Genomic DNA, 24,661 nt, shown 5'->3' on the forward strand with positions numbered 1-24,661 from the left:
GCACTCGATGCTCGAGAGCACCGGACGGCCGCGCATCGGGGTGATGGGCGGCACGTTCGACCCCATCCACCACGGTCACCTCGTCGCGGCGTCAGAGGTGGCTCGGGCGTTCGACCTCGACGAGGTCGTGTTCGTCCCCACGGGGCAGCCGTACATGAAGTCCGGCGTCACGGATGCCGAGCACCGCTACCTGATGACGGTCATCGCGACCGCATCGAACCCGATGTTCACGGTGAGCCGCGTCGACATCGACCGCCCCGGCCCGACGTACACGGTCGACACGCTCCGCGACCTGCACGAACAGCGGCCCGACGCGCAGCTCGTCTTCATCTCGGGCGCAGACGCCGTTCAGCAGATTGTCGACTGGAAAGACCATGATGGTCTCTGGGACCTCGCGCACTTCGTCGCTGTGACGCGTCCGGGACACGACCTGAGCATCAGTGGACTCCCCGAGCGAGACGTAAGCTTGCTCGAAGTCCCCGCACTGGCCATCTCGTCGACCGACTGCCGCGACCGGGTGAGACGTGGTTCCCCCGTCTGGTACCTGGTCCCCGACGGGGTCGTCCAGTACATCTCCAAGCACCACCTGTATCGGAGCGTTGCATGAGTTCGTCCGACGCGCAGCCGCCCCTGTCGCGGCGCCAGGCGCGCGAGCGGGAGCGTGCCGCAGCAGCCGGTTCGCAGCCCGCAACGCCGCCACCGACCGTCGCCGCACCCGCCGAGTCGACGGAACCCCGTCCGCGGCCCGGTTCGCACGTGGCACCCGCCCCCGGCGGTCCGACCCAGTCCGCTGCACCGGCATCCGCCGCGACGGGCACGCCGGCCTCGGCGCCCTCCGTGCCGGTGACCTCCGTGCCCGCGGCCGGGGTGTCGCCGTTCCCGCCGGCTTCCGCGACCGAGATCGTCCCCGGTAGCGGTGGTCTGACCCGCCGCCAGATCCGCCAGCAGCGCGCCGCCGAGAACCAGGCGGTCCTGCCGGTACCACTGCAGAACCCGACGCCGCAGTCCTCCGACCGCACCGTCGAGGACGTCCTCGGCTCGGTCGACACCATCGAGCCGACCTCGGCGCCGCGCGCCGCGGACGAGCCGTCCGGTCCCGAGGGCCCCACGGTCCTCGACGAGGCTGCGGTCGCCCAGGCCACCGAGGCCGACGGGTCGCCCGACGCCCTCGAGCCGCTCGACGAAGCCGCTGCGCACGCCGAGGAGCCCCGGCGCCACCGGTCGACCTGGTCACCGCCAGCCGACGACGCTTCCGACGCACAGCCTGCAGCCGGGTCCACGGACGAGGTTGCCGCAGGGACGCCCAGCGAGCAGCCGAACACCGACCAGTCGAACACCGACCAGACGGGCATCGACGAGACGGGCGCCGACGAGACGGGCGCCGACGAGGCGCAGACCGACGCGGAGACACCGGCCGACGTCGCCCCGCTCGAGCACCCCTCGGCCACGCCGCTCCCGGGGATCCCGGACGGCGCGCCGTCGACCCCGGCGGTGTTCCCGCTGTCCCTCGACCCAGAGGACGACGACACCAACGAGGTCCCGATCCCGGAACCCGCACGGACCGAGCCCCCGAAGGTCCCCGCGTCCTTCCAGCGGCCGTCCGAGCCGAAGCCCGTGACGACGGCCTTCGAGCCGCCCGTCGGGCACTGGTCGCAGCAGGCGCACGGCTCGAACGACGCCGAGGTGCACGACGACTCGACCGGCACCCGCCGGATCGCGGTCACCGACACCAACGCGATCATCCTGCCGAACTCGGCCCTCGCCGACCCGACCGGTGCGCTGAACGCGACGGGCGAGGTGATCCTCACCGGATCGATCGACCTGCCCGCGTCGCTCTCGTCGACCGGGTCGCACCGGCCGATCGACGGCGCCGAGGTCGACCGCCTGCTCGAGCAGCACGACGAGCAGCCGGAGACCGACGCCAGCCCGGTGCGCGCCAGCCGTGCCGTGTCCAGCCACACCTCGACCCGCCAGGTCGTCCTCGCCGCCGCGAAGCCGAAGGAGTCGCGCACGCCGCTCATCCTCGGCGTCACGGTGGGTGCGGTCGGACTGGCAGCGGCCGGTGTCATCATCACCGCCCTCCTCACCACCCACATGGGCGGCTGACCGCCGCCCTCCCCGACGTCCGTCGTGCACCACCCCGCCGCCCCTGGCCTGGCCGCTGTCGGCGGGGTGGCTTATGATCGTGACCCACCAAGCGATCCGGCTCCCTGCCGGGTCGACGACCGGAAGGAATCCGTGACCGCCTCCACTCGCGCACTGGAACTCGTGCAGGCCGCCGCTCTCGCGGCCGACGCCAAGCAGGCCGAGGACCTCGTCGCGCTCGATGTGACCGGGCCGTTGCAGCTCACGGACGTGTTCCTGCTCGCAACCGGTCGGAACGAGCGCAACGTGCAGTCCATCGCCGATGCGGTCGAGGAGCGCCTCCTCGAGCTCGGCGCCAAGACCCTCCGCCGCGAAGGCCGGAGCGAGGGCCGCTGGGTCCTCATCGACGTCGGCGACATCGTGGTGCACGTCTTCCACGACGAAGACCGCCAGTACTACTCGCTCGAGCGTCTCTGGGCCGACTGCCCGACCATCCCGCTCGAGCTCCCGGTGGACCACACCGCCTGATCAGCGACGCGCCCGGGTGACGGCTTCGATTTCGTTGCCCGGCGTTCGCATGGTGTACGCTTCTATGGTGCCTCCGGGGAACCGGACGGCACGAAAGCAAGACATCTGGGTCTGTGGCGCAGCTGGTAGCGCACCTGCATGGCATGCAGGGGGTCAGGGGTTCGAGTCCCCTCAGATCCACCCTCAACCCCCGTCGTTCCCCGGAACGGCGGGGGTTTCCTCGTGGTGCGTGTGGCCGCACGCGCCCGATACGCTGAGCGCATGAGCAACGATGCGCCGCTGTCCGGGACCCCGCTGACGATCTCCGCCGCCGGGTACACGGCCGACATCGCCACGGTCGGAGCGACGCTGCGGACGTTCCGCCACGAGGGCCGCGACCTGGTCGTGCCGTTCGACGCCGACGAGGTCCGCCCGGCCTTCCGCGGTGCGGTCCTCGCCCCGTGGCCGAACCGCGTCGTCGACGGCGAGTACACCTTCGGGGGCGTCGACCACGAGCTCGCGCTCACCGAGCCGGCACGGCACCACGCCCTGCACGGACTGGTCGCCTGGACCGACTTCCGGGTCGAGGCCCAGGAGCCCGACCGCGTCGCGCTCAGCACCACCGTGCAGGCCCAGGCGGGCTACCCGTACCGCGTCGAGGTCCTGGTCGAGTACCGGCTCGACACCACCGGGCTGCACACGACGATCACCGGCACGAACTCCGGTGCCGACGACGCCCCGTGGGGGACCGGCCCGCACCCGTACCTGGTCGCGGGCACCGGCACGGTCGACGACTGGACCCTCACCCTGCCCGCAGCCGAAGTGCTCGAGGTCACCCCGGACCGGCTCGTCCCGACCGACCTGGTCCCCGTGCACGACGAGTTCGACCTGCGCACACCCACGCGCATCGGCGACCGGTTCATCGACCACGCCTTCACGGGCTTCGACCGCGACGCCGACGGCACCGCGACCATCACGCTGACCGCCGCGGACGGCCGTGGTGTCCGCGTGGCCTTCGGGCCGGAGTGCCCGTGGGTGCAGGTGCACACGGCCGACCACGTGGTCCCCGAGTACCACCGCGCCGGGCTGGCGGTCGAACCGATGACGTGCGCGCCCGACGCGTTCAACGACGGGGTCGACCGTGGTCTCGTGGTGCTCGCCCCGGGTGCGTCCCACGCCGCCGCATGGACGATCTCCGCGATCTGACCGGTCCGTCGGCCGGGGTGCGCATCGAGGTCCGTCGGCTCGACCCGGCCCCCGACCTCGGCGTGCTGGCCGCACAGGCCGGCGGCGACCTGGTGTGGCTCGACTCCGCGTTGCCGGACGGCGCGCCGGAGACCGCTCGAGCACGCGCGCGGTGGTCGGTCCTGACGTGGACGGACGGGCCGTTCCGGGCACGGTTCCGCCACCAGGACCGACAGGCGTCCGTCGACGTCGCCGCGCCCGCCGCCGGGTGGTTCGGTCCGTCGTCCACCGACGACCGCCCGGCCTTCGCCGTGCTGGCGGAGCTGCTGGACCGGACGCCGCACCTGCCCGAGCCGATCGTCGGCTGCGGCTTCGCGCTCGGCTGGGTCGGGTTCCTCGGGTACGAGCTCGGTCGCGAGTCCGACGGCCCGGACCGCACCGCCGACGGCCACGCCGACGCCGACCTGCGGTTCGTGGACCGCGCCGTGGTCCTCGACCACACCGGCGGTGCCTGGGCGCTGACGCTCGTCGCCGACACCGAACCGGCGGCCAGCGCGCGGAACCGGGTGTGGCTCGAGACGGTGACCGGGGTTCCGTCGCAGACCGCCGTGGCGGACGCGGCCACGTGCCTCCCGGCCGGGGTGTCGTCAGCGGTCGGACGCGTGTCGCGTGCCGACCACGAACGCGCGGTCGACGCGTGCCGCGCCGAGATCCGCGAGGGCAACGCGTTCCAGGTCTGCCTCACCACCTCCTTCTCCGTGCCGGACGGGGACCGGGAGGCCCGGGGCGGCCCCGACGCGGATCCGCACCTGGACGACCCGCACCTGTACGAGTACAGGCGGATGCGGGCGTCGGACCCGGTCCCGTTCGGTGCGTACCTGCGGCTCGGCACGCTGCGCGTGGCGAGCCGGTCGCCGGAGCGGTTCCTGCGGATCGACGCGGACGGGAGCGTGCTCGCGGAGCCGATCAAGGGCACGCGGCGCCGCCTCGCCGACGCTGCCGCCGACGCGGCCGTGCGGGCCGAACTCGCGCTGAGCGCCAAGGACCGTGCCGAGAACGTGATGATCGTCGACCTGCTGCGGAACGACCTGCTGCGGACAGCGGTCCCCGGGTCGGTGCACGTCGACCGGCTGTGCGCGGTCGAAACCTACGCGAGCGTGCACCAGATGGTGTCCACGATCGGTGCCGTGCTGCCGTCGGGGACGTCACGAGCAGACGTGGTGCGGGCGGCGTTCCCTCCGGGGTCGATGACCGGGGCGCCGAAGACCAGCGCGATGGCGATCGCCGACCGGCTCGAGGGAGCGCCGCGCGGGGTGTACTCGGGCGTGATCGGGTACTTCTCGGCGAGTGGAGCGGTCGACCTGTCGGTGGTAATCCGGACACTGGTGACGGTGGTGGACGCCTCGGGTCGGGTCCGGTCGCGGACGCTCGGGGCCGGGGGAGCGGTGACGTGGTCGTCGGTGGCGGCGGACGAGGCGGACGAGGTCGTGACGAAGACGCGGTCGGTGCTCGGGGCGGTGGGTGCGGCGGCCCGGTGGTGAGCTGACCGAACACGTCTTCGATCCGATTGTCCACCGATGTCGGACGCGATTGACATCATCGAACACATGTTCGAATATGAGGGCATGCAGACGGCGGCGGCACTCCGGTCGCCCGGCCCGGACCGGGTCGGGCGGAGCGGTGCTGCGCGTGGGGGTGCTGCGCGTGGACCCGGAGCCGCCGACCACCTCGGCGACGCCCGGGCGGCGCTCGACCGCATCACGTCTCTGCGGTCCCGGGTCACCGACATGGAGTCCACCCGCGTCGACACCGCGGGGCTCCCGACCGCCTCCGCCCTCGAGCCCCTGTTGCCCGGTGGGGCGATCCGGGTCGGCGGCACCTACGCCGTCCCCGAGTCGGTGCTGCTCGCGATCACCATGCTGCAGGCTGCCTCGGCGTCCGGTGCGTGGTGCGCGGTCATCGGGGTGCCGTCCTTCGGGATCGAGGCGGCCGCCGCCGCGGGCATCGACCTCGAGCGGCTCGTGCTCGTCCCCGACCCGGGCGACCAGTGGCTCGCGGTGACCGCGGCGATGGCCGACGTCGCCCAGATCGTCCTCACCCGGCCGCTCGGCCGGGTCGTGCCGGGTGACGTCGCCCGGCTGTCGGCACGGCTCCGGCAACGCGGTGGCGCCCTCGTCGCGCTCGGCTCCTGGCCGGGCGCGGACGTCACGCTGCGGATCACGTCGTCGGTGTGGAGCGGCATCGGACAGGGCCACGGGCACCTGACCGAGCGTCGCGCCACCGTCACGGCGACCGGTCGTGCGGGTGCGGTGCGCCCCACGAGCACCGAGCTGCTGCTGCCGGCGGCCGACGGCTCGGTCCGGGCAGCCGCCCCGGTGCCGAAGGTGGGCTCCGGCGACACCCGGGTGCTGCGGCCCGTGGCGGTGGCGTCGTGATCGCCGTGGTGTCGTGGTGCGCGGCGGTGGCGTCGTGATCGCGCCGGGGCGTGTCCGGGCCGACGCGATCGCCCGCGGCGGTGCGCTGCCCGAGCCGCCACCGACCCGCACCATCGTGCTCTGGTGCCCGGACTGGCCGGTGATCGCGGCAGCCCGCGCAGCCGGTGCGCCGCCGGAGCAGCCCTTCGCCGTGGTCGCGAAGGGCCTGGTGTTCGCGAGCTCCGCGTCCGCACGGCAGCACGGCGTCGTCCGGGGCCTCCGGGTGCGCGAGGCGCAGGCGCGCTGTCCGGAGCTCGTCGTGCAGCCCTACGACGACGCGCTCGACCACCGTGCGTTCGAACCCGTCATCCGCGCGGTCGAGGCGGCCGTCCCCGGGGTCGAGGTGCTCCGGCCCGGCACCCTCGCCCTGCGTGCCCGGGGGCCGGCGCGGTACTACGGCGGCGAGCGGGCGGCCGCGGCGACCCTGGCGGGGATCGCGGCCGACCACGGTGCCCCGGCGGTGCGGGCCGGTGTGGCGGACACCCCGTTCGCGGCGGAGCAGGCAGCACGGGCCCGGCCGGTGCGTCCCGGCGAACGGGTGCGGATCGTGCCGGTCTCCGGCTCGTCGGACTTCCTGGCGGACCTGCCCCTCGGTGTGCTCGGCGACCCCGAGCTCGCGACCGTCCTCGACCGGCTCGGCATCACCACGCTGGGCGCGTTCGCATCGCTCAGCGACGAGCAGGTCCGCGACCGGTTCGGGGTCGCCGGGGCGTTCCTGCACCGGCTGGCGGGCGGCCGCGACCCGCGGGAGATCTCGGCGCGCGCGATCCCGCCCGAACTCCGGATCGAGGCCGCCTTCGAGCCCCCGCTCGACCGCGCCGACCAGATCGCGTTCGCGTTCCGGCGCTCCGCCGACGACTTCGCCGCACGCCTCCGCGCTGCTGGGCTGCTCGCGACGACCATCCGGGTGGGGATCGTCGACGAGCGGGACATCCTGCTCGAACGCACGTGGGCGCACCCCCGCTGGTTCGACGCCGCCGACGTCGTCGACCGGGTGCGGTGGCAGCTCGCCGGCGGGGTCGACCCGACCGGGCTCGAGGCCCCGGTCACGTCGGTCGTGCTCGAACCGGTCGCCGTCGACGACATGGCGAACCACGAGCGCGGGCTCTGGGGCTCCGGGCCGGACGAGCGCGTGCACCACGGGCTGGCGCGGATCCAGGGCATGGTCGGACACGACGGTGTGGTGAGCCCGCGCGTCGGTGGTGGTCGGACCCTGTCCGAGCGGGTGGTGCTCGTGCCATGGGGCGACGCCCCGCCCGGCGGCGAACGTGCCCTGGCCACCGTGCGCGACCGACCGTGGCCCGGCAAGCTGCCCGGGCCGCCGCCCGCCACCGTCCTCGAGCGTCCCCGTCCCGTCGACGTGGTCTCCGGCGACGGCGCGAGCGTCGACGTCGACGACCGCGGCGTGCTGTCCGGCGCACCCGAAGGCTTCCGCGCCGAGGGGGACCGGGGCGGCGGGTTCGCGCCCGTCACCGCCTGGGCCGGTCCGTGGCCGCTCGTCGTGCGGTGGTGGGAGTCCGGCGGTCGACGGCTGCACCGGCTGCAGCTCGTCGACGCCGAGGGCCGTGCCTGGTACCTGGTGCTGGCCGACCACCGGTGGTGGGCGGAGGCGATCGCCACGTGAACCGATCCAGGAGCAGGAGCTGATGGGCTACAGCAACCCACCCATCCCGTGGTCGCAGTTCGAGCGCGCCCTGTCGGACAAGCGGAGCCCCGGATCGGGCAACGCGGGCGACGGCGGGGACAGCCCGGCGTGGTCGCGGAAGCGCGAGCGCTACGTGCCGACGGCCCTGGACACCGACGGCGCTCCGGTCGTGCCGTACGCCGAGCTGCACGCGCACTCGGCCTTCAGCTTCCTCGACGGTGCGAGCCAGCCAGAGCAGCTGTTCGAGGAAGCCGCACGGCTGCGCCTGCACGCCCTCGCCCTCACCGACCACGACGGCTTCTACGGTGCTGCCCGGATGGCCGAGGTGGCCGAGGCGTACCCGCAGGTCGGGACCGTCTACGGCACCGAGCTCTCGCTGGGACTCACCGAACCGCAGAACGGCGTTCCCGACCCAGAGGGCTCCCACCTGCTCCTGCTCGCCGACGGGCAGGACGGCTACCACCGGCTCGCGGGCGCGGTGACGAGCGCGCACCTCGCAGCCGGGTCCGAGAAGGGCAGCCCGCGCTACGACCTCGACGAGCTCGCGGCGCGGGCCGACGGACACTGGCGGGTGCTCACCGGGTGCCGGAAGGGCACCGTCCGACAGGCGCTCGAGCAGGGTGGGGAGTCCGCGGCGGAGACCGCCCTGCGCGTGCTGCTCGACCGCTTCGGCCGCGGCAACGTCGTGGTGGAGCTCCTCGACCACGGCGATCCGCTCGACAGCGCACGGAACGACGTGCTCGCGACCCTCGCCGAGCGGTACGCGCTGCCCCTGGTCGCGACCGGCAACGTCCACTACGCCACCCCGGACCGGTTCCCGGTGGCGACGGCACTGGCCGCGGTCCGAGCCCGGCGCAGTCTCGACGAGATCGACGGGTGGCTGCCGGCCGCCGACACCGCGCACCTGCGTTCCGGTGTCGAGATGACACGGCGGTTCGGGCGCTACCCCGGGGCGATCGAGAACACCGTCACGCTGGCCGACGAACTCGGGTTCCGGCTGCGTACGGTCAAGCCCGGGCTGCCGGACCTCGACGTGCCGGACGGGCACACCGCGATGTCCTGGTTGCGGGAACTCACCTGGACCGGAGCCCGCCGGCTCTACCCGGGCAGCGCCGACGGGGTGGACCCGCAGAAGCGCGAGCGCATCGAACGCGAGCTGGCGGTGATCGAGGACAAGAACTTCCCCGGCTACTTCCTGATCGTGCGCGACATGGTGCAGTACGCCCGTGGTCGGGGGATCCTCTGCCAGGGGCGGGGCTCCGCCGCGAACTCCGCGGTCTGCTACCTGCTCGAGATCACCGCGGTGGACTCGATCCGCTACGGTCTGCCGTTCGAGCGGTTCCTGTCGGCGATGCGCGACGAGGAACCCGACATCGACGTCGACTTCGACTCGGACCGCCGCGAAGAGGTGATCCAGTACGTCTACGAGAAGTACGGCCGGTACAACGCCGCCCAGGTCGCGAACGTCATCACGTACCGGCCGAAGGGCGCCGTCCGCGACATGGCGAAGGCCCTCGGCCACAGCCCGGGGCAGCAGGACGCCTGGTCGAAGCAGGTCGAACGGTGGGGCTCGGTGACCGAGAGCCAGGACCACGACATCCCGCCGGCGGTCGTCGGGTTGGCGAGCGACGTCCTGGGGTTCCCGCGCCACCTCGGGATCCACTCGGGTGGCATGGTGCTCACCGACCGGCCGGTGGGCGAGGTCGTGCCGATCGAGCACGCGCGGATGGACGGCCGCACGGTGCTGCAGTGGGACAAGGACGACTGCGCCTTCATGGGGCTCGTGAAGTTCGACATGCTCGGCCTCGGCATGCTCGCGGCGCTGCAGTACTCGTTCGACCTGGCGGCGGAGCACTGCGGGGAGCGCTGGGAGATGCACTCCATGCCGAAGGAGGAACAGGGCGTCTACGACCAGCTCTGCCGTGCGGACACGATCGGGGTGTTCCAGGTGGAGTCCCGCGCGCAGATGGGCACGCTGCCCCGGCTGCTCCCGCGGCGCTTCTACGACCTGGTGATCGAGGTCGCCCTCGTCCGCCCCGGTCCGATCCAGGGCGGCGCCGTGCACCCGTACATCCGACGGCGCACCGGCGAGGAACCGATCACGTACATCCACCCGTCGCTCGAGCCGGTGCTCGAACGGACCCTCGGGGTGCCGCTGTTCCAGGAGCAGCTCATGCAGATGGCGATCGCGGTCGGCAACTGCTCGGGCGACGACGCCGACCTGCTGCGGCGGGCGATGGGCTCGAAGCGCGGCCACGAGAAGATCGACCGGCTGCGCGACAAGCTCTACGCCGGCATGTCCGACAACGGCATCCACGGCGAGGACGCCGACGCGATCTACGCGAAGATCCAGGCGTTCGCGAACTTCGGCTTCGCGGAGAGCCACTCGATCAGCTTCGCCCTGATCGTCTACGCGAGTGCCTGGATGCGGCTGCACTACCCGGCGGCGTTCCTGGCCGCGCTGCTCCGGGCGCAGCCGATGGGGTTCTACTCGCCGCAGACCCTGGTCGCCGACGCCCGGCGGCACGGCGTCCAGGTGCTCCGGCCGGACATCCTGCGGTCGGGCGTCGACGCGACGCTCGAGCCGCTCGGCGACGACCAGGTGCTGCCACCGTGCGGCGACGACGCCTGCCTGGTCACGGAGCAGCCGCCGGTGCTGCCCTTCGACAAGGCACTGCCCGACGACACCGCCAGGCACCGCCGCGACGGCGCCTTCGCGGTCCGGCTCGGGCTGGCCGAGGTCGCCTCGCTCAGTCGGAAGAGCGCCGAGAAGATCGTCGCCGAGCGCGACGCGAACGGCCCGTTCACCGACATGTCCGACCTCGCCCGCCGGGTGGGCCTGACGACGGCGCAGCTCGAGGCACTCGCCGCGGCCGACGCCTTCGCCCCGTTCGACATCGACCGCCGCGGCGCGATGTGGTCGGCGGCCCAGGCTGCGGCGGAGCGCGCCGACCAGTTGCCGGACACGCAGGTCGTCGTCCAGCCGCCGCTGTTCGGGCAGATGACGAGCGGTGACGTCCTGATCGCCGACATGTGGTCGACGGGGATGACGACCGACGACCACCCCGTGCGGCACGTGCGCGACCGGCTCGCCGCCCGCCGGGTGCTCAGCGTGCAGGACACCGCGACCGCCGAGACGGGGCGGCGGGTCGAGATCGGCGGGATCGTCACGCACCGGCAGCGTCCGGCGACGGCGTCGGGGATCACGTTCCTGAACGTCGAGGACGAGACCGGGCTGGTCAACGTGATCTGCAGCGTCGGCGTCTGGGGACGCTACCGGCGGGTCGCCCGCGAGTCCCCGGCGGTGATCGTCCGGGGCATCCTCGAACGGTCGCCCGACGGCGTGGTCAACCTGGTGGCGGACCGGATCGAGCACCTGTCGCTGTCCGTGCGCACGCGGTCGCGGGACTTCCAGTGAGTGGTCGCGGGTGAAGGGCGCGGAACGGGCGCGGCTAATCGACCTCGGGCAGTCGCACCGTGACCTCGAGCCCACCGGAGCGCACGTTCCGCAGCGACGCCGTGCCACCGGCGCGCTCGGCCACCGCGCGCACGATCGCGAGCCCGAGTCCGGACCCGCCGGGCAGCGCGATCGCGCCGGTGGCCGGATCGGGGCTCGGGCGTGACTTGCGGGCTTCGTCCGGTCGGGTGAACCGGTCGAACGCGACCGGGATGAACGACTCGGGGACACCGGGGCCGTCGTCGGTGATCTGCAGGACGCCCTCGCCCCCGGTGCTGCGCCAGGACACGAAGATGCCGCCACCGCGGGGGAGCGCCGACACCGCGTTGCCCGCGATGTTCGTCACGAGCTGCGCCATGCCGCCGGTGTCCAACCGGTAGCGGGGCTCGTGGGTCCCGCCGCCGATGCCCGGCCCGGAGCCGCCGACGGCCACGGGGGCCTCGAGGTCGAAGTCGACCGTGACGTCCTTGGCCGACGCGATGAGTCGCACCCGGTCGACGGCGGCCATGACCTCGTCGCCCAGGTCGGACCAGCCGGTCTCCGGCCGCTGGTCGCCGTCCTGCTCCCGTCGCTCGGACTCCTCGATCCGCGACAGCGCCAGCAGGTCGTTCGCCAGCCGCGAGAGGCGGGCGACGCTGTGCTTGGCGCGCTCGATGTGGGCGGCCAGCGCAGCGGCGTCGTCACCGTCGAGCGATGCCAGGTCGAGCTGCGTGGTGAGGATGGCGAGCGGGGTGCGGAGCTCGTGACTGGCGTCCGACACCATCTGCCGCTCTCGCTCGGTGGCCTGCCGCGTGCGGGCGAGGAACGCGTTGAGGGTCGTGGCGAGGGACGCGAGTTCGTCCTGTGCGGGGCCGACGGGCAGCTCGGCGCGTTCGGGCGCGACGGACAGCCGCTCGGCTTCGCGGCGCATCCGGTTGACGGGGCGGAGCGCCGCGGTCGCCAGGATCCAGGACGCGATCCCGAACGCCAGCAGGATCGCGACGCCCGTGAGCGACAGCGTCGAGGTGAGGTCGTCGACCACGATCGCCTCGGCCTGCGAGTTCCGGGCGGCGACCACCGTCCACCGTCCGGCCTGGTTCACGGGGTGTTCGACGACCACGCGGTACTCGGATCCGGACACCCGGATGATCGAGGTGCCGGCAGCGGTCGAGGTCAGGCTGCCGAGGGCGCTCTCCACCCGGGTGGGCATCGTCGAGAGCACGATGTCGCCGGACGGGGAGACCACGGCGACGAGCTGGGCGTTGCCCGGTGGGGACAGGTCGGGGTCGCTGTCGACCTCGAGCGTGGCGACGTACGGGTCGGCGTCGGCGTCGAGCAGGGTCCGGGTCGCACTGGCGACGACGCTGACCACCTGGAACCGCATCACCAGCACCAGCAGCACGATCACGACCGCCGCGATCGCCGTCGAACCGATCGTGATCCGTGCTCGCAGGGACAGCAGGCGCAGGGGCCGGACCAGACCGCGTCGTGGGCGGTCCGGATCGGGGCGAGCGGACGCCCTGCTCACGCCCCGAGCAGATCCAGGCGGTACCCGCGGCCGCGGACGGTGGCGATCGCCACGGTGGCCTCGTGCGAGGTGAGCTTCTTGCGGAGGTACGAGATGTACTGCTCGACGACGTTCGGGTCGACGTGCTGCGAGCCGTCCCAGACCTCCTCGAGGATCTTCGGACGGTCCACCACGCTGCCGGCGGAGCGTGCCAGCAGTCGGAGCAGCGCGAACTCGGTCGGGCTGACGGCGACGCGCTGGCCCTTGATCGAGATGCGGCGGGCCTCGGAGTCGATCGAGACGTCGCCGACCTCGATCGTGCGCGGCGCGCCGGCGGACTCGCGGCGACCGAGGGCGCGGAGCCGGGCGGTGAGCTCGGCGAAGGCGAACGGCTTGGTGAGGTAGTCGTCGGCGCCGGCATCGAGGCCGAACACGCGGTCGTCCACGGCGTCGCGCGCGGTGACGAGCAGGATCCGCACGGGGTCCTCGCGTTCGCGGATCCGGCGTGCGAGCTCGAACCCGGACATGCCGGGCATCATGACGTCCACGACGGCCAGGTCGAACGCCTGCTCGCCGAGGGCGATGAGCGCCTCGACCCCGTTCTCCACCGCCGTCACGCGGTACCCCTCGGCAGCGAGACCGCGCTCCATCAGGGCACGCATCTCGTCGTCGTCCTCGACCACCAACAGCCGCATAGTGGACCTCCTCGGACCCATCGTGGCATCGAACCGGCGCCGTGGGCCGATGCCGGGGCCGAACTCACTGAATCTCGTCACAGGAGCGGGTACCGCTGCTGCGAGTCCACGGGGCAGAACGGTCTGTCCCGCGTTCTAGGGACATGAGGACTTCTTGCGTCGTTGCTAGGCTCCCGGAGCGGACAGCGCTTACCCGAAGCGCGGTCCGTTGCACCAGGGGGCACCATGAACGACCCGTCCGACCACCCGTCTGTCGACCATCCGGCCATCGTCCGTCTCCGCGCGGAGCTCGATGCCGCGTGGAAGGGCATCGGTGCCCTCGGCCAGATGGAGGGCGTCAGCCGCGACCGCGTGGTCGCCGAGCTGCGGACGGCCGTGCCCGACGTGGCGAGCCGTGCGGCGCGCGAGGTCGGCACCGAAGCCGTCGTGGCGGAGATCGACCGGTTCGCCGACGCCGGTGTGCCCGGGACGGACCCCGCCGTGCCGGCCGCGGTGATCTGGGAGGACGTCGTGCAGACCGCCGCAGAAGCGGCCCGCGCCACGCGCTGACCCGAGGACCCGCGTCAGTCGTCCTCGCCGAGCAGCTCCTCGCGCACACGCCGGACGTCCTCGAGCAGGGCGCCGATGAGCACCCAGTGCCGTGAGTTCGGTCGGACGATCTCCATCGGCGCGGTCAGTGCGGGTTCGGCGGTCGACACCTCGGCATCGTCGCCGCCGGCACCCGCGGTGGACGACGGGTCCAGCCGCGTCGACTCGACCCGGGCGCTCAGGGCGCGGACGTCCGCGCCGATCCGGGCCACCTCCGTCGCGATGCCGCCGACCACGGGGTCGGCGCGCAGGTCGGGCGCGGTGTTGTCGCGGATCGCCCGGGTCATGCCGGTCACGCGCGTGACCAGGACTCGCAGGTGCTCGGTGATGGCGTCGTCACGGTCGAGGATCGTGCGGTGCCGTCCGCCGCGCGGGTTCATCGTCAGGGACTCGCGGGCCGCGTTGAGGGACGCCTCGGTCTTCGCGTGCTGCGCCCGGAGTGCGCGGGCGCGGACCAGGGCGTCCTGCCAGCGGTCGTGGTCCCAGCCCTCGGTCAGGCCGATCGCGACCCGTTCGAACGCCACGGCGGTGTCGCGGGCGAGTCGCGCGACGGCCAGGTGCGCCGGCTCGAGCAGCACCGGCGGGATGATCAACGCGTTCACGACGAGGGCGACGACCGCACCGATCACCGTCTCGAGGATCCGGTCCGCCGAGTAGTTCGGCGTGACGACCCCGGCGGTGAGCACGAGCATCCCGCTGATGCTGACCTGGGTGGCCGAGGTCGGGGTCAGACGGAGCGCCCAGGCGATCAGGATCGCGAGCACGACCACGAGCAGCACGACCCACACGGAGTCGCCGAGCAACAGGTGGAACCCGGTGGCCAGCAGCACCCCGAGCACGACGCCGGCGCTCCGTTCGAGGCCCTTCACGAACGACTGGTTGATGCTCGGCTGCACGACGAGCAGCGCGGCGATCGCGGCGAAGGTCGGGAACGGCCCCTGGATCAGCAGCCGGCACAGCAGCACCGCCGCCACGACCGCGACCGCGGTCTTCACGACCTGCAGGAACGGCGTGCGACTCGAGCTGCGGAGGCGCGCGACCGGGTTCACCCGGACCACGCTAGCCATCGCCCGCACGCCGAGCCGTGCACGAACGCGACGAAAACGCCCGGACACGGTTGACTGATGTCGTGTGGCCCAACCATGAGCGCGTCATCCCGCAGGCCTTCGCCGGCTCCGGGACCTCCGTCGTGGCCGCACGGGCGCACTCCGTCGAGCCCTCGGGCAACGGCTACCTGTACGGCTACGAGGTCGACACGGTCGACCGGAACGGCCAGCGTGCCACCGTCCTGACCTACGTCGACACCGGCGGCACGCACGACCAGAACAGTGCGATCGTCACCGATCCCGCGACCGGCGAGCCGGTCTCGGTGTGGGCCTACCCGAACGACCCCGGCCTGCCGGTGCTGCCGCAGGTGACCTACCGCGATGCGGTCGCCGAGCTCCTGACGACGCTCGGCATGCCCGTCACCGACCCGGTGCTCACGGTCGCCGCCTACCGACCCGGCAAGCGCGCGGTCGTGCGCGTCGACGCCCCGGAGCGCACCCTGTTCCTGAAGATCGTCCGCCCGCACCGGGTCGCGCCGATCGTGACGTCGCACGAGCAGTTCGTGGCGGCCGGCCTCCCCGTGCCCCGCGTGCTGTCCAGCCGCGGCGACGGACTCCTCGTGCTCGAGCGGATCCGTGGTGTGCCGGCCGGCAGCCGCATCCTCGACATCGCCGACGACCCCCGGTTCGTCGCATCGCTGGCCGCCCTGAGCGGTCGGGTCGCCACCGTGCCGATGACCCAGCAGGCCCGCGCCGACGCGATGGACCACGCCGACTGGCACCGGCGCACACTCGTCGCCGCGCTGCCCCAGGACGCCGAGGAGATCGACCGCCTGTACGACGCCATCGGCCGGCGGTCGATCGGGTGGACGAGCGCGACGAAGCAGGTCGTGCACGGCGACCTGCACCTCGAGCAGGTCTTCGTCGACGAGGACGAGCCGTGGCGGATCTCCGGGCTCCTGGACATCGACACCGCCGGCTGGGGCTTCCCGGTGCGCGACATCGGCGCGGTCGTCGCGCACCTGGTCGTGACCGGTCTCTGGCACCGATCGCGCGGCGACGCCGAGCGGGGTGCGGCGGCCGAGCGCCTCGCCGACGGGATCGCCCGCGACTGGGTTGCCCGAAACCCCGGCGAGGCCGACCGCATCGGACCGGCCATCGGCGCCCAGCTGCTGGCACACGCCGGTGGCCAGGCGACCACCGGCTCCGCGAACGGGATCCAGACCGCCGAGCAGCTCCTCGCGGCGACGCGGGCCGCGCTGGCGGACGCCGCACCGGTCCCGCCGGCGGCCGGCCTGGTCCGCCCGCGGTCCGCACCCCGCGTCTGACGGCTCGCGTCCCCGGTCGCGAAAGCGACACATCTGCGCGGAAGGTCGGCGTGGATCTGTCGCTTTCGCGGGGTGGTCGGCGTGAGGATCCGGGATCTGTCGCTTTCGCGGGGTGGACGCGCCCGGCGTCGGACGGGAGGCGCGTGGCGGGCCCGCACCGTGCCTCCCGGCCGTCCTGCAGCAGGATCCATGGCACGCGACGCGCGCGGGCGACGCGGAGTCGCCGGTGTCGGGGGTCGGGGAGTAAACTGACCCCGCACGCACCGCGTTCCCGCGTGCCGCGTCGATTCCGGACGCAGCCGTCGATCACTTGATCGACGCGGGAACCGGGCCGTGACCGCCCCGCGGGGGCGTCACGTGCGTGTGACGACGCCGGATCCCGGCGCGGACCGTCGCACCCGGCGCCGAGCAGGCGCTCGTGGTGGAACGGACCGCGGGACTCCACCGGACGTCCCGAAGCGGGGACCGGCGATGCGGTGGGCCACGGTGGCCCGCAGCCGAACCGGAGCCGTGTCAGGACCCGGTGCAGGACTTCCGCCCCACGGGCGGCTCGCCCCGATGCGTGGGCGGAACAGGAGGAGCGTTGGCTCGATCAGGCACCCGGCGAGCTGCCGGCGGGACGCGGACCGCGTCACGTCGGACGAGGCCGCTGGACAACGACGGCGTGATCCCCGTCCTCGCCCGCGCAGTGCGCGAGGTCGAGGCGGCGGCGCAGCGTGGACCGCTCAAGGCGACGAACCGGACGAAGTTCCAGGCCGTCGCACTACTCATGCGCGAAGAGCGCGCACGGGTGAAGGGCGACACCGAACTCACCGACTCGCAGCGAGCCGAGCAGCTCAAACGGCTCGACGGCGTCGCGACGATCCTGGCGAAGACGGCGGCGCGCGACACCAGCGTGATCCAGCTGCTCGCCGAGGAGGTCCAGGTCTCCGAGGCGACCCGAGCCGTCAAGCGCGACATGATGATCGCCGGCGGCATGGAGCTGCAGCCGGAGGACCTCGTCATCGCGACGGAACCCGCCCCGGTCGCCGAGACCCCGGTGCGCGCGGTCACCCCGCAGGCGGTCGTGCAGCGCCAGCTCGCGAACCCGTTCCTGCCGCCGGACTTCGCGCTCGCCGACCAGCCCGTCGCACATCCGCGCCGCCTGGCGAACTGGGAGCTCTTCGGCCCGCTGTTCAAGTCGTTCGAGTACGGCGCAGGCGGGGGAGCGGCGACGATGCCGTTGCCCGAGCCCACGTCGCTGCACTCGCGCTCGGGCACCACCCTCATGAAGCACCAGGCCGAACTGGTTGCCGCCGCGTCGCAGGGGCACCGCACGTTCCTGCTCGCCGACGAGCCGGGTCTGGGCAAGACGGCGCAGTCACTCCTCGCCGCCGACGCCGCGAACGCGTTCCCGCTGCTCGTGGTCGTGCCGAACGTCGTCAAGACGAACTGGGCACGCGAAGCCGAGCGCTGGGTGCCGAACCACCGCGCCACCGTCATCCACGGCGACGGCAACGACCTCGACGGGTTCGCCGACATCGTCATCGTGAACTACGAGATCCTCGACCGGCACGCCGGCTGGCTCGGCGGCTTCGGCTTCAAGGGCATGGTCGTCGACGAGGCGCACTTCATCAAGAACAAGGACTCGCAGCGCGCCCGCTTCGTGCTCCAGATCGCCGACCGCATCCGGCAGCGCACCGCAGCGCCGCTGCTCATGGCGCTGACGGGTACCCCGCTGATCAACTCGGTCGAGGACTTCCGCACCATCTGGGAGTACCTCGGCTGGATCGACGACAAGAAGCCCCGCGCGAAGCTCATGAACGAGCTCGAGGAGATCGGGCTGACCCCGGCCGACCAGGGCTTCTTCGTCGAGGCCCGCCGTGCCGTGATCGACCAGGGCATCGTCCGACGCCGCAAGGTCGACGTCGCCGCGGACATCCCGGCCCGCCGGATCGCCGACATCCCCGTCGAGCTCGACGGCGACGAGGGCCGCTCCATCCGCGACGCCGAGCGCGAGCTCACCGCGAAGCTGGTGCGCCGCTACCACCAGGCGCTCGACGCCCGCACCGGGCAGGACCCGGTCGTCGGCATCGACCACAAGCTCGTGCGGCAGGTCGCCCGCTGGGAGCTCGAGGACCAGGACGCCTCGTCGACCGGCGAGAACGTGTTCTCGATGGTCCGCCGCATCGGTCGTGCCAAGGCCCAGCTCGCCGCGGACTACGCCGCGCAGCTCGCGTCGAACGTCGGCAAGGTCGTGTTCTTCGCGAAGCACCTCGACGTCATGGACCAGGCGGAAGAGGTCTTCGCGCGTCGGGGCCTGCGCACCGCCACGATCCGCGGCGACCAGACGGCCACGCAGCGCACGGCGCAGATCGACTCGTTCGTCAACGACCCCGACGTCGCCGTGATCGTCTGCTCGCTCACCGCGGCCGGCGTGGGCCTGAACCTGCAGGTCGCGTCCAACGTCGTGCTCGCCGAGCTGTCGTGGACGAGCGCCGAGCAGACCCAGGCGATCGACCGCGTGCACCGCATCGGGCAGGAGGAGCCCGTCACCGCGTGGCGCATCATCGCCGCACAGACGATCGACACGAAGATCGCCGAGCTCATCGACTCGAAGGCGTCCCTGGCCGCCCGCGCGCTCGACGGCTCGGACGAGGAACTCGTCGACTCCGGCGACATCCAGCTCGACGCGATGGCCGCACTGCTGACCGAGGCGCTCGGCGGCTAGCGACCGGTCCCGCGGCGCGAGTCGCGGCGCGAGTTCGTCTCGCAGAACCAAAGTCCGTCCGAACCACGCGGTTCGGACGGACTTTGGTTGCGTGGGGCTTCGCGCCGGGGGCGCCGGGGGCGCCGCTGCTCAGATGCGGGACTGCACCTCGGCCAGGGACGGGTTCGTCGCCGTGCTGCCGTCGGGGAACACCAGCGTCGGGACGGTCTGGTTGCCGCCGTTGACCTCGGCGACGAGCTCCGCCGTACCCGGGGTCTGCTCGATGTCGACCTCGGTGAAGGGCACACCGGCCTTCGTCATCTGGTTCTTCAGGCGGGCACAGTAGCCGCACCACGTGGTCGTGAACATCGTGACGCCGCCGGCTCCGGGGGTGAACTGCTCGCGCGTGATCGTGTCGCTCATGGCGCCAGGCTAACCCCGCTTTCTGGACGCCCTTGACGCGCTTATCCGATATAGCTAGGTTAAGCCGCATGGATCCGATCCAACGCATCACCGCCCCGACGCTCGACGTGCTCGACGCACTGCTGACCGTCGACGGCCCGGCATGGGGGCTGCTCGTCATCAAGGCCACCGGGCGCCAGGCCGGCACCGTCTACCCGATCCTCGAACGACTCGAGCGGCAGGGGTGGATCACGTCGTCGTGGGACGACGAGACCGATCGACCGGGTCCGCGTCGTCGGCTCTACGAGTTCACGCCCGACGGGGTCGGCGCCGCACGCGACCTCGTCGCCGCGCGTCCGTCCGCCGCGACGCCCGCGCGTCCGGCTCGCTCGGCCCGGCCGGTGACCTCGTGAGCGCGCTCGACCGGGTGCTCGTGGGGGTCGCCGTCGCGGTCTCACCCGCGGCACACCGCGCCGCCCGCCGCGAGCAGTGGCTCGCCGACGTCCGCGATGCCCACGAACTCGACCTCTCGCCGACCGCACTCGCGTTCGGCGCGTTCACCACGGCGCTGTTCCACCGACGCGCCGGCCACCGTTCCACCTGGGGGGACACCATGACCGCACTGCCGACGCCCGTCCGTTCTGCACCGCACACCATCCGCACGATCCCGGTGCTCGTCGCGTTCGCAGTGCTGTCCTTCGTCGTCTCGGTGGGCGTCCTCGCGCTCCTGCAGCGGTACAACGGCCTGCCGGAGGCGCGTCCTGTCTTCGACATGGTGGGGATCGGGCTCGCGGTGGTGCCGGGAGTCGCCGTCGCGACGAGTGTCCTGCTGGTGTCGGACGTCGCACGCCGCCGCCGGGTCCTCGGCGCTGTCGCCGTGTTCGCCGTCGCCGCCGTGTGGTGGGCGATCACGAACGGTTCGCTCAACGTCCCCGTGTACTTCCCGGTCCAGGTCGGCGTCATCGCGGCTGGGCTGCTCGCGGTCTGGCTCGTGGTGCTCCACCGGCCGGGATGGACGTACTCGCTCCTCGTCCTGCCCGTCGTCGCTGCCGTGCTGGTGTTCCCGCTCACGGAAGCAGCGAACGGCACGGGCATCCCGTACTCCGTCATGGCGCTGGTGTCGTGGGCCGGGCAGCTCGTCCCGTTCCTGGTCGCCGTCGTCGGAGCCGTGGTGGCGTCACGGTTCTCCACAGATGCGCCCGCGGTGGTCGAGGCGCACGGCGAAGCCCTGGTAGACAAGACCCCGTGAGCGACACCCACCTCGAGATCGAGCGCACCTACGACCTGCCAGAGGGCGGTGCCCTGCCCGACCTCGTCGGCGCCGGTGGCATCCTCCGTACCGAGCACCAGGAGCCGTTCGAGCTCGATGCGACGTACTGGGACACCGAACGGTACGACCTGGTGGCGGCGCGGGTCACGGTCCGCCGCCGCACCGGTGGCCCCGACGCCGGGTGGCACATCAAGCGCTCCGAGTCGGACATCGTCCGCCACGAGCAGCACTTCCCGTTGACCGACGACGCCGACGCGGTGCCGACCGAGGTCCTCGCCGCGCTCTTCACCGAGCGCCGCGGCCGCGGCCTGCGACCCGTGGTGCGCATCACCACCACCCGCACCGTCACCCGCCTGCTCGACGAGGACGGCGACCAGGTCGCCGAGCTCGCCGACGACCAGGTCACCGCCCAGCGCCTCGACGACGACGCACCGGAGACGCCACGCACCTGGCGCGAGGTCGAGGTCGAGGCCGTCGCGGGTGTCGACCCGCAGGTCGCACACGAACTCTTCACCGCCCTCGACGGGCGCTTCGCGGCCGTCGGCGCCGGCCCCGCCGCCGTCGCGTCCAAGCTGGCACGCGGGCTGGCAGGAGCACCGGCACCGCGCCTCCAGACCGAGGAGAAGCCGGACAAGGGCACGACCGCCCGCGTCCTGGCGAAGCGGCTGCGGAAGCTGCGCGCTGCGCTGCTCGGCCAGGAATCGCGCCTCCGCTCCGGCGATGCGGCCGACCTGCGTCAGACGGCCGAGACCGCCCTCGAGGTCGCTGCGATCCTGAGCGCCTACCGGCCGGCGTTCCCCGCCGGCGACGCCGTCGACCGCGCCGCCGAGGCAGCGGACGGGCTGGCCGCCGTCACGGCGCGCGCCGCCCTGAACGAGTACCTGATCGACCGGCTGCCGCGCGCGTCGACCCCGGCGCAGGACGACCTCGTCGACTCGATGACCCGCGAACGCATCCTGGCCTCGACCCGTGAGCGTCGCGACCAGTCGGTGCGGGACGTCGTCGCGTTCGTGCACGGCGAGCCGTTCCTCGAGCTGCTCGACGCGCTCGACGACGCGGTCGAGCGGCCGGCCCCGACCGAGTGGTCGCTCCGTTCACCGAAGAAGGTCGCGCAGGACGTCGGGGCGGTCGTGAAGCCGCACATCCGGGAGCTCGTCCGGGCCGCGGTCGCCGACGACACCTCCGACACCGCCGCCGAGCGCGAGGCCGCCGACCGCGCGACCACCGAAGCCGCGTGGCAGGCCACGATGCGGGCGCGGATGGCGATGGACGTCCTCGGCGACGACGCGTTCCCGCACGCCCTCTGGAAGCGGATCGGCAGCGCGGCCGACGTCCTGACCGAGCGGGTCCGGTCGCTGCACGCCCTCGACGCACTGCGGACCAACGCGGCGATCGCCGAGCGCGGTGGCGAGGGGACGTTCGGGTACGGCGTGCTCGCGGGGGACCGGGTGCGGCTGGCCGAGGAGTCCTACGACGAGGCGGTGCACGCGCTCAACCGCGTGTGAGCCGTGCGATGCACCTCGCCGCGCCGCTGGCGTTCGCGGGCGTTCGCGGAGGATCGCTTGGTGAGCAGAAATGGTCGGGTGCCCACGGGCAACCCGACCATTTCTGCTCACGAAGTGGTCAGGACGCGGCAGGTGCCTCGTCCGCCAGACCCAGCACGTCAAGCAGCCAGGCCAGCTCGAACGCCCGCTCCTTCCACGAGGCGTACCGACCGCTCACGCCACCGTGGCCCGCGGACATCTCGGTCTTCAGCAGCACCGGCGCCCCGACCTCGCGCAGCTTCGCGGTCCACTTCGCCGGCTCGACGTACAGCACACGGGTGTCGTTGAGTGACGTCACGGCGAGGATCCGCGGGTACTGCACGTCGTCGCGGACGTTCTCGTACGGGGTGTACTCGCTCATGTAGCGGTAGACCTCGGCGTCGTGCAGCGGGTCGCCCCACTCGTCCCACTCGATGACGGTCAGCGGCAGGTCGGGGTCGAGGATGCTCGTGAGCGCGTCGACGAACGGCACCGCGGCGACGATCCCGGCGAACCGGTCCGGCGCGATGTTCGCCACCGCACCCATCAGCAGCCCGCCGGCGCTGCCGCCCTCGGCCACGAGCCGGTCCGCGGTGGTGCGGCCGGACGCGATCAGGTGGTCGGCGACCGCGACGAAGTCGGTGAACGTGTTCTTCTTCGTCAGGGTCTTGCCGTTCTCGTACCAGTGGCGGCCCATCTCGCCCCCACCGCGCACGTGGGCGACCGCGAAGACGACACCGCGGTCGAGCATCGACAGGCGCATGACGCTGAAGCCCGGGTCGATCGAGTGCTCGTACGAGCCGTAGCCGTACAGGTGGAGCGGCGACGGGGCGTCCGCGTCGACGGCGTCGCGGCGCCACACGAGCGAGATCGGGACGCGGGTGCCGTCCGAGGTGATGGCCCAGTCGCGCTCCTGCGCGTAGTCGGCCGGGTCGTAGCCGCCGAGCACGGGCTGGCGCTTGAGGACCGTCACCTGGCCGGTCGCCAGGTCGAGGTCGCTGACCTCGGACGGGGTGACGAAGGACGTGAACCCGATGCGGAGCGTCGGCTGGTCCCACTCGGGGTTGCCGCCGAGCCCGGCCGAGAACAGTGCTTCGTCGAACGGGACCTCGTGCGCGTCGCCGTACCCGTCGCCCTCGATGGGGATGATCGCGATGCGCGGGAGTGCCTCGGAGCGGTACTCGAGCGCGAGGTGCCCGGCGAAGGCGTCGACGGACTCGATGCGGCGCTCGCTGTCGTGCGCCACGACCACGCGGCGGTCACGTTCGGACGTCGGGTCGTCGGCGGGGACGTCGACGAGCTCGAAGTTCTCGGCGCCGTCGTTGTGCAGCACGAGGAACCGGTCGCTGCCGCCGACGATGGCGTGCTCGATCTCGTACTCGACACCGTCGCGCCGCGGCCAGACGACCTGGAACTCGCCGGTGGGGTCGGCTGCGTCGAGCACCAGGGCCTCCGAGGTGATCTTCGACCCGAGCTCGATGACGATGTACTGCGACGATCGGGTCACGCCGACGCCGACCCAGTAGCGGTCGTCCGGTTCCTCGAACACCAGGACGTCGTCGGCCGCAGCCGCGCCGACCGCGTGCCGCCAGATCTTGTCCGGGCGCCACGACTCGTCGACCGTCGGGTAGAAGACGTACCGGCCGGCGGGGTCGAAGGTGGCGCCGGCCCCGGTGTTCGGGATGGCGTCGCCGAGGTCGGCGCCGGTCGTCAGGTCGCGGACGTGCAGGGTGTACCGCTCGTCGCCCTCGACGTCGATGCCGTACACCAGGCGGGTGCCGTCGTCGCTGATGTCGTAGGTGCCGAGCGAGAAGAACTCGTGGCCGTCGGCCAGGGCGTTGCCGTCGAGCACGACCTGCTCGCCGGGCAGGGTGGACTCGCCCTCGACGACGGCCGGCGGGGTCCAGTCGTCCGGACCGGCGATCGGCGCGCGGCAGTGCACGCCGTACTGGCTGCCCTCGGCCGTGCGGGTGAAGTACCACCAGTCGCCCATGCGCACCGGCACCGAGAGGTCGGTCTCCTGGACGCGGCTCTTGACCTCGGCGAAGACGCGGTCGCGCAGCGGCGCGAGGTGCTCGGTCGCGGCGTCGGTGTACGCGTTCTCGGCCTCGAGGTAGGCCAGGGTGTCCGGCGACTCCTTGTCGCGCAGCCACTCGTAGTCGTCGACGAAGTCGATGCCGTGGTGGGTCCGCGTCACGGGCCGCTTGGCGGCGGTGGGAGGGGTGGCCTGGGAGTGCTCGGTGCTCACCGTCCCACCCTATTCGCACCGCCCCGCGGCGAG

The 24,661-nt window shown here is 72.7% G+C and carries 19 protein-coding genes and 1 tRNA gene; 15 read left to right on the forward strand and 5 right to left on the reverse strand.

Annotation, left to right across the window (positions count from 1 at the left end; genetic code table 11):
* The first annotated feature begins 7 nt into the window (after nt 1-7).
* From nadD to EDF63_RS13380, 9 genes are all read left to right on the forward strand, one after another.
* Nucleotides 8-607, forward strand: a complete 600-nt coding sequence (gene nadD / locus EDF63_RS13340; protein ID WP_111084540.1) for a nicotinate-nucleotide adenylyltransferase — start codon at nt 8-10, stop codon at nt 605-607.
* A complete protein-coding gene (locus EDF63_RS13345; RefSeq protein ID WP_123313482.1) occupies nt 604-2,106 on the forward strand; it encodes a hypothetical protein in 1,503 nt (500 codons plus the stop codon). The genes nadD and EDF63_RS13345 overlap by 4 nt, the downstream gene beginning before the upstream one ends.
* Nucleotides 2,107-2,238: 132 nt before the next feature.
* Nucleotides 2,239-2,613 (forward strand): ribosome silencing factor, encoded by a 375-nt coding sequence (rsfS, locus tag EDF63_RS13350; RefSeq protein ID WP_111084542.1) that lies wholly within the window; start codon nt 2,239-2,241, stop codon nt 2,611-2,613.
* A 107-nt stretch (nt 2,614-2,720) separates the two neighbouring features.
* Nucleotides 2,721-2,793: transfer RNA gene (locus EDF63_RS13355), tRNA-Ala, on the forward strand.
* An 81-nt stretch (nt 2,794-2,874) separates the two neighbouring features.
* A complete protein-coding gene (locus EDF63_RS13360; protein ID WP_123313483.1) occupies nt 2,875-3,798 on the forward strand; it encodes an aldose 1-epimerase family protein in 924 nt (307 codons plus the stop codon).
* Nucleotides 3,777-5,318: an anthranilate synthase component I family protein gene (locus tag EDF63_RS13365; protein ID WP_123313484.1), complete on the forward strand. Its 1,542-nt coding sequence runs from the start codon at nt 3,777-3,779 to the stop codon at nt 5,316-5,318. The genes EDF63_RS13360 and EDF63_RS13365 overlap by 22 nt, the downstream gene beginning before the upstream one ends.
* 66 nt (nt 5,319-5,384) lie before the next feature.
* Nucleotides 5,385-6,212 (forward strand): hypothetical protein, encoded by an 828-nt coding sequence (locus EDF63_RS13370; RefSeq protein ID WP_148061782.1) that lies wholly within the window; start codon nt 5,385-5,387, stop codon nt 6,210-6,212.
* 13 nt (nt 6,213-6,225) lie between these two features.
* Complete coding sequence (locus EDF63_RS13375) at nt 6,226-7,875, forward strand: DNA polymerase Y family protein (protein ID WP_260233113.1); 1,650 nt, start codon at nt 6,226-6,228, stop codon at nt 7,873-7,875.
* 22 nt (nt 7,876-7,897) lie between these two features.
* Nucleotides 7,898-11,314 (forward strand): error-prone DNA polymerase, encoded by a 3,417-nt coding sequence (locus EDF63_RS13380; protein WP_123313486.1) that lies wholly within the window; start codon nt 7,898-7,900, stop codon nt 11,312-11,314.
* Nucleotides 11,315-11,348: 34 nt separating this feature from the next.
* Here EDF63_RS13380 and EDF63_RS13385 read toward each other — a convergent pair whose 3' ends face one another.
* Both EDF63_RS13385 and EDF63_RS13390 read right to left on the reverse strand, forming a co-directional pair.
* Complete coding sequence (locus EDF63_RS13385) at nt 11,349-12,860, reverse strand: cell wall metabolism sensor histidine kinase WalK (protein ID WP_123313487.1); 1,512 nt, start codon at nt 12,858-12,860, stop codon at nt 11,349-11,351.
* Entirely contained in the window at nt 12,857-13,534 is a 678-nt protein-coding gene (locus EDF63_RS13390) for a response regulator transcription factor (protein WP_123313488.1), read from the reverse strand. The genes EDF63_RS13385 and EDF63_RS13390 overlap by 4 nt, the downstream gene beginning before the upstream one ends.
* A gap of 225 nt (nt 13,535-13,759) precedes the next feature.
* On the opposite strand from EDF63_RS13390, the gene EDF63_RS13395 reads away from it, so the two are divergent.
* Nucleotides 13,760-14,083 (forward strand): hypothetical protein, encoded by a 324-nt coding sequence (locus EDF63_RS13395; protein ID WP_123313489.1) that lies wholly within the window; start codon nt 13,760-13,762, stop codon nt 14,081-14,083.
* A gap of 14 nt (nt 14,084-14,097) precedes the next feature.
* Here EDF63_RS13395 and EDF63_RS13400 read toward each other — a convergent pair whose 3' ends face one another.
* Nucleotides 14,098-15,171: an aromatic acid exporter family protein gene (locus EDF63_RS13400; protein WP_260233114.1), complete on the reverse strand. Its 1,074-nt coding sequence runs from the start codon at nt 15,169-15,171 to the stop codon at nt 14,098-14,100.
* An 80-nt stretch (nt 15,172-15,251) separates the two neighbouring features.
* Here EDF63_RS13400 and EDF63_RS13405 point away from each other — a divergent pair, with 80 nt between their 5' ends.
* Nucleotides 15,252-16,496: a phosphotransferase enzyme family protein gene (locus tag EDF63_RS13405; RefSeq protein ID WP_123313491.1), complete on the forward strand. Its 1,245-nt coding sequence runs from the start codon at nt 15,252-15,254 to the stop codon at nt 16,494-16,496.
* 583 nt (nt 16,497-17,079) lie between these two features.
* Nucleotides 17,080-19,206: a DEAD/DEAH box helicase gene (locus EDF63_RS13410; RefSeq protein WP_185021421.1), complete on the forward strand. Its 2,127-nt coding sequence runs from the start codon at nt 17,080-17,082 to the stop codon at nt 19,204-19,206.
* Nucleotides 19,207-19,335: 129 nt separating this feature from the next.
* Here the strand turns inward: EDF63_RS13410 and EDF63_RS13415 are convergent, their stop codons facing one another.
* Nucleotides 19,336-19,608: a mycoredoxin gene (locus tag EDF63_RS13415; protein WP_123313492.1), complete on the reverse strand. Its 273-nt coding sequence runs from the start codon at nt 19,606-19,608 to the stop codon at nt 19,336-19,338.
* A gap of 68 nt (nt 19,609-19,676) precedes the next feature.
* On the opposite strand from EDF63_RS13415, the gene EDF63_RS13420 reads away from it, so the two are divergent.
* The 3 genes from EDF63_RS13420 to EDF63_RS13425 are packed head-to-tail and all read left to right on the forward strand — an operon-like array spanning nt 19,677 to nt 22,362.
* On the forward strand, nt 19,677-20,000 hold the full coding sequence (locus tag EDF63_RS13420; protein WP_123313493.1) for a PadR family transcriptional regulator: 324 nt from the start codon (nt 19,677-19,679) through the stop codon (nt 19,998-20,000).
* The gene (locus tag EDF63_RS18730) at nt 19,997-20,836 is read left to right on the forward strand and encodes a hypothetical protein (RefSeq protein WP_185021422.1); all 840 of its coding nucleotides are present in this window, start codon (nt 19,997-19,999) and stop codon (nt 20,834-20,836) included. Before EDF63_RS13420 ends, EDF63_RS18730 begins: the two co-directional genes overlap by 4 nt.
* Nucleotides 20,833-22,362 carry a CYTH domain-containing protein gene (locus EDF63_RS13425; RefSeq protein ID WP_185021423.1) on the forward strand — a complete coding sequence of 510 codons (1,530 nt, stop codon included), beginning with the start codon at nt 20,833-20,835 and terminating at the stop codon, nt 22,360-22,362. The genes EDF63_RS18730 and EDF63_RS13425 overlap by 4 nt, the downstream gene beginning before the upstream one ends.
* 118 nt (nt 22,363-22,480) lie before the next feature.
* Here the strand turns inward: EDF63_RS13425 and EDF63_RS13430 are convergent, their stop codons facing one another.
* Nucleotides 22,481-24,628 carry a S9 family peptidase gene (locus EDF63_RS13430; protein ID WP_123313495.1) on the reverse strand — a complete coding sequence of 716 codons (2,148 nt, stop codon included), beginning with the start codon at nt 24,626-24,628 and terminating at the stop codon, nt 22,481-22,483.
* Nucleotides 24,629-24,661 lie beyond the last annotated feature (33 nt).

Origin of the sequence: Curtobacterium sp. JUb34 (assembly GCF_003755065.1) — a bacterium.
Classification (GTDB): domain Bacteria; phylum Actinomycetota; class Actinomycetes; order Actinomycetales; family Microbacteriaceae; genus Curtobacterium.

Excerpts from the sequence above, each read along its gene's own strand:
- EDF63_RS13380 (WP_123313486.1), top strand. The coding sequence starts at position 7,898 with ATGGGCTACAGCAACCCACCCATCCCGTGGTCGCAGTTCGAGCGCGCC.
- EDF63_RS13390 (WP_123313488.1), bottom strand. The coding sequence starts at position 13,534 with ATGCGGCTGTTGGTGGTCGAGGACGACGACGAGATGCGTGCCCTGATG.
- nadD (WP_111084540.1), top strand. The coding sequence starts at position 8 with ATGCTCGAGAGCACCGGACGGCCGCGCATCGGGGTGATGGGCGGCACG.
- EDF63_RS13395 (WP_123313489.1), top strand. The coding sequence starts at position 13,760 with ATGAACGACCCGTCCGACCACCCGTCTGTCGACCATCCGGCCATCGTC.
- EDF63_RS13345 (WP_123313482.1), top strand. The coding sequence starts at position 604 with ATGAGTTCGTCCGACGCGCAGCCGCCCCTGTCGCGGCGCCAGGCGCGC.
- EDF63_RS13370 (WP_148061782.1), top strand. The coding sequence starts at position 5,385 with ATGTTCGAATATGAGGGCATGCAGACGGCGGCGGCACTCCGGTCGCCC.
- EDF63_RS13365 (WP_123313484.1), top strand. The coding sequence starts at position 3,777 with ATGGACGATCTCCGCGATCTGACCGGTCCGTCGGCCGGGGTGCGCATC.
- EDF63_RS13420 (WP_123313493.1), top strand. The coding sequence starts at position 19,677 with ATGGATCCGATCCAACGCATCACCGCCCCGACGCTCGACGTGCTCGAC.
- EDF63_RS13360 (WP_123313483.1), top strand. The coding sequence starts at position 2,875 with ATGAGCAACGATGCGCCGCTGTCCGGGACCCCGCTGACGATCTCCGCC.
- EDF63_RS13415 (WP_123313492.1), bottom strand. The coding sequence starts at position 19,608 with ATGAGCGACACGATCACGCGCGAGCAGTTCACCCCCGGAGCCGGCGGC.